The sequence below is a fragment of the Bradyrhizobium sp. Leo114 genome, from assembly GCF_055229415.2.
In genome coordinates this window covers 1-207 of the sequence record NZ_JBUYEN020000302.1, presented here as the reverse complement: position 1 = coordinate 207, position 207 = coordinate 1, and the positions used below count along the sequence as shown (strand labels likewise).

The following is a 207-nucleotide window of genomic DNA, read 5'->3' as shown; positions in this document are numbered from 1 at the left end:
GCAACGACCCGAACTTTACGGCCAAAGCCGCCGATGTTGTCGGCCTTTACGTCGCCCCGCCGGCGAAGGCCATTGTGCTATGCGTGGACGAGAAGCCCTCGATCCAGGCCTTGGAGCGAGCGCAGGGTTATCTGAAGTTGCCCAATGGCCGCGCCTTGACTGGTCAGAGCCACGATTACAAGCGGCATGGCACCACAACGCTGTTTG

At 60.9% G+C, this 207-nt stretch carries 1 pseudogene; it reads left to right on the top strand.

Annotation, left to right across the window (positions count from 1 at the left end):
• Positions 1–207 (top strand): annotated as a pseudogene (locus ACZIRK_RS45815) (IS630 family transposase); the annotation flags it as partial.